The following is a 3,993-nucleotide window of genomic DNA, read 5'->3' as shown; positions in this document are numbered from 1 at the left end:
CGCCCTACACTAAACTCTATGGGGTAAAGTGTCCAACTAATATTGACACAGAGGGCTATTGCCGAAGATGTTTTGATGAACATTTTTGCAGTAAGGCATTTTTGTTTTAGTAGTCTTTGAACAAGGCATAGATGAGCAGGGTAAACATGGCAATTTGTTTTTTGCTAAAACAAGAGGCGAAATTTTTCAGAAACGTATTTAACAGAGGGATGTTTGCACCAAAAATACTCAAATCCTTTGCTCCTGTTGTTGATTGATAGAAAAGGTCACAAGTGCAAATGATAGCAGGAGTAAGGGAATAAGTCAAACATAAAATAAGTCGCAAAGCATTGATTTGTAGTAAGTTGAGATGAATTCAACTTATGACTTAAAAATATTTTTTCACATACGTTTTTTAACAAAGTAATGCAATTATTTGTGCCACAAAAATCGATTGCAGAATTTGGTTGTCATATATTATGCAGTTATATATACAAAAGGAGATTAAAATGAACTTGGTAAGTTTAATAGGTATTTCAGGATTAATATTGCTTGTATCTTCATTTCCAGCTCAAGCTACTCCTCCTGTGCATTGGAGTCAGAGCGCTGTGAACGCAAGTATCTCTCGTGGTGGACATACTGAGATCATAGTTTCTCTCAATGCCGTTAAAGCACTCGGTAACGTTGATCTTAGGATCGTTCCAGAAATAGATCTCTATGTGGATGTAAGTCCTTCGATGCTCTCCAATGTTAAAGCGGGTGACACCATCCCGATTCGGATCAGTATTCAAGCTGATACCGCTGCGCCGTTGGGTTTATTCGATGGTACTATCCAAGTTCGTGAAAAAGTAACGCGACGTGGAAAGGGAAAGGTTTTAGCTCGTCCGTTACCAGTCCATGTGTTGATCCGAGAAGAGGAGGGTGTTGCTAGTGTGGACGCTGATGGTAATGGGGTTTGGGATTACATTGATCAGTACATCAATGACAAGTACCCCGGTGCTGATAATGATCGGCTACGCTCCGCATCCAGGCAGTATGCGCGGGCAATTCAGGGCGGGCTATTGAATGCAGACAACAAAGCCATATCTTTGCAGTACGCCGAAGCTAGCGATCGTGCTACCGAATGCATGTTTTTCTTGCGCCCGCAAGATGCAGACGAAGTTCTGTCTGATTTGGAGGCTATTATTTTAAACACCCAGACACGTAGCAAAGCCTTCCTGATGTTCAGCGAACAGTCTGCTGGCCAGATATTTCCCAGTGTTCCTTTCTCTCAGCGGAGTGCTTCCTGCGTTGACGAGTAATACATTTCACTACCAAGGAGAATAAATATGTCTACATTCAAAAAATATTTTCTTAGCATTGTACTAACGACATTCATTTTTCTAACCTCGCACGTAGCTTACGGCCAGGATACCACAGGTTTTTGTAGCGAAAAGGACACCGCAATTTATTTTGGGAATGGAATACTTACAACACGTCCTGAGGCAAAACGTGCTTTTGCAAAGTTAGAAAATGAGGTTATGAGCGTAGTTTCTGCCGAAGAGTTCGAAAAAATCAATTTTTATCTCGCCTATAACAATACAAACGGACTTATAAATGACCTCCTTGAGTCTGTTATTCAGGATTTATCTACGGATGTCACTTTGTTTTGGAGAATTCTCGCTAATGGTGTACCGATGCCGGAATCATTTAAAGATAATCTGCTTGCGTTAGCCACCTCTATCGATGAGGCAGCGCTTCTTAATAATCAAGACCTTTCTATTCAAGTGACTTCATACAAAAACAGTATCCTCGAGGGGAAGAAGGTTATTGTGGTTTCTCACTCGCAGGGAAACTTTTTTGCCAATCAGGCATATGGCAATCTTTCAGGCACGGAACGAAATAGTTTTGGAATTGTTTCGGTAGCAAATCCTGATTCCACAGTAGCCGGTGGCGGTCATTATACAACTCTTTTCGAAGACCTCGTTATTCTAGCGGTGACGATAGCCAAGCAGAAAGCCCATTTGCCGACACCTCTACCACCGAATGTAACAAATTTTTTGTCGCTTGCAGACCTGACGGGGCATAACTTTATTAATGCCTATCTTGCGCTGAACAGTAATAGCAAGTCAAAGATACTGAATGACATCCTAAACGTGAAAGCTGGATTATCACCACCAGGGAATACCGGTGGACAAGGCATTATCACAGTCACCTTGACCTGGGGGGCTCAGCCAGACGTTGATCTCCATGCATTCGAACCCAATGGGGCGCATGTATACTATGCGAACCGTTTTGGTCCATCCGGTTATCTTGATGTTGATGATGTGACGAGCTTTGGACCGGAGCATTACTACGTAGGCTGCGACACAATTGAAACCGGGAACTATCAAGTTGGGGTCAATTATTACCGCGGCAGTACTCCTGAAGTAGCCTCTGTACTCATTCAGGCTGGCTTACAGGCGAGAGGATTTTCGATCTTTCTACCGACAGCTTTAGGTTCTTCAGGTAATGCAAGCCCGACTCCAGTAGGCATGATTGTTGTAACTGGAAATAGGCAAGATGGGTTTAACTTCGATATTCAGTAAGTGCCTAAAATCGCATCAACTCGAGGATTCTATGTCCACCATATTGGGAGATTCCAGGGACACCATATTTAATTATTGACTTTCACTACTGTCCGGATATTTGAATAAAGGGGAGTACTGAGGGTCACCCATTAGAAGGCTTTTGTCAAGCGAAAAAGATTCTCTCGAGCAAAAAAATCGAAGATTTTTTGCCTTTTGTTAAATGAAACATTATATTGTCCAATAAGCATTCACTCCATTGACCGCACCCGTATTTTCTCTTGTTTTTTAGTTACGGATTACACAAATCCGCACCAGTCACCCATCCGGACCTAGGCTCGTGCTGAACAAATTCAGCACACATTCAGGAATTATTCCTCATTTCCATGAGGACGTGCTTGTACGATGAATTCCAGCTGCCCCAGAAAATCTTTGGTACCATGCTGTGTCCAATTGTTTGTCACAAACTTGTGGCTCTATGGTCAACCCTTTGTGGCTCGCAGCATAGGCGGACTTTGCAGATCATGCCTCTCAGACTCCATTTTCTGAATGGAACAGTTTCCCAATCACATCTCATGGATTGATTACCAACCCTTATACCGGTTCGCTGTCCCATTCTTTCATTCCTTTACCTACCTCTGCTTCCCTGTTCTTTCATCTCTTTGATCTTGTCCTCCTCTTTTGCACTTTTTCCTTTGCCTTTGCTCCTCACACGACTTCCTCTTTAAACATATCATTTTTCGGGTGTTGAATAACCCATGAATGGCTTTTTTCCCGTTTCTTTAACAGGGAAATCTTCTGCCGCCCCCTATTACTGATTATTGACAAAAGTATCCTGGCTCTCTTTTCCCTTACTCCTTTCTCTGGTGAGTGGAACAGTTTCCCTTTTATTTGGGTTTTATAAACCACTTTGTATCTCTTTGGTTCCCTGCTCCACTCACGGTTTTAGTGAAATAATTTCTTCGGATCAAACGGTGTTTGGTCCTTTATGATAAAGTAACACGCCCTGGCTATCTTGTTGCTTAACGCCTTAATCGCCACGATTTGATTTGTCTTCGTTGCCTTGCGTTGATACCAACTCCTGGCAGGTTCACTATACCTCCTCATAAAATTTGCAGCCTCCACATATGCCCACGCCAAATATTTATTCCCGTTCTTTTTATTGCCCTCTCCTTTCTTCTTCCCGTTTGATACCTTTTTTGACGATACACACCGGCAGTATGAAGAATACTCTGATACCGTGGGAAACCGGTTAATATCTCCGGTCTCAAGCATGATCGTTATCCCTAATATCTTGCCTATCCCCGGCACGATGAGCAGTTCTTCATACGGATATCGTATTTTTACCTCTTTCAGTACGGCCTTTTCTATCCGGTCTATCTGTTCATGGAAAAAATCTATCACTGCCTTGTCGCTCTGAACTGCCATTTTGTGGTGTTCATCTGTTAACTGCTCGCTTATCTTTTCT

The 3,993-nt window shown here is 42.4% G+C and carries 3 protein-coding genes; 2 read left to right on the top strand and 1 reads right to left on the bottom strand.

The annotated features are described in order from the left end of the window. The first annotated feature begins 488 nt into the window (after positions 1–488). Both BIY37_RS04480 and BIY37_RS04475 read left to right on the top strand, forming a co-directional pair. On the top strand, positions 489–1,280 hold the full coding sequence (locus BIY37_RS04480; RefSeq protein ID WP_070066637.1) for a hypothetical protein: 792 nt from the start codon (positions 489–491) through the stop codon (positions 1,278–1,280). 27 nt (positions 1,281–1,307) lie between these two features. Then, positions 1,308–2,546, top strand: coding sequence for a YfaP family protein (locus BIY37_RS04475; RefSeq protein ID WP_070066636.1), 1,239 nt, complete (start codon positions 1,308–1,310; stop codon positions 2,544–2,546). Positions 2,547–3,470: 924 nt separating this feature from the next. Here the strand turns inward: BIY37_RS04475 and BIY37_RS04465 are convergent. Then, positions 3,471–3,993 (bottom strand): transposase (locus tag BIY37_RS04465; RefSeq protein ID WP_143299168.1); only part of this gene is annotated, 523 nt, incomplete at its 5' end.

Origin of the sequence: Candidatus Brocadia sapporoensis (assembly GCF_001753675.2) — a bacterium.
GTDB lineage: Bacteria > Planctomycetota > Brocadiia > Brocadiales > Brocadiaceae > Brocadia > Brocadia sapporoensis.
Note: the sequence above shows the minus strand (reverse complement) of the source record. Positions and strands in the feature narration are given on the sequence as shown.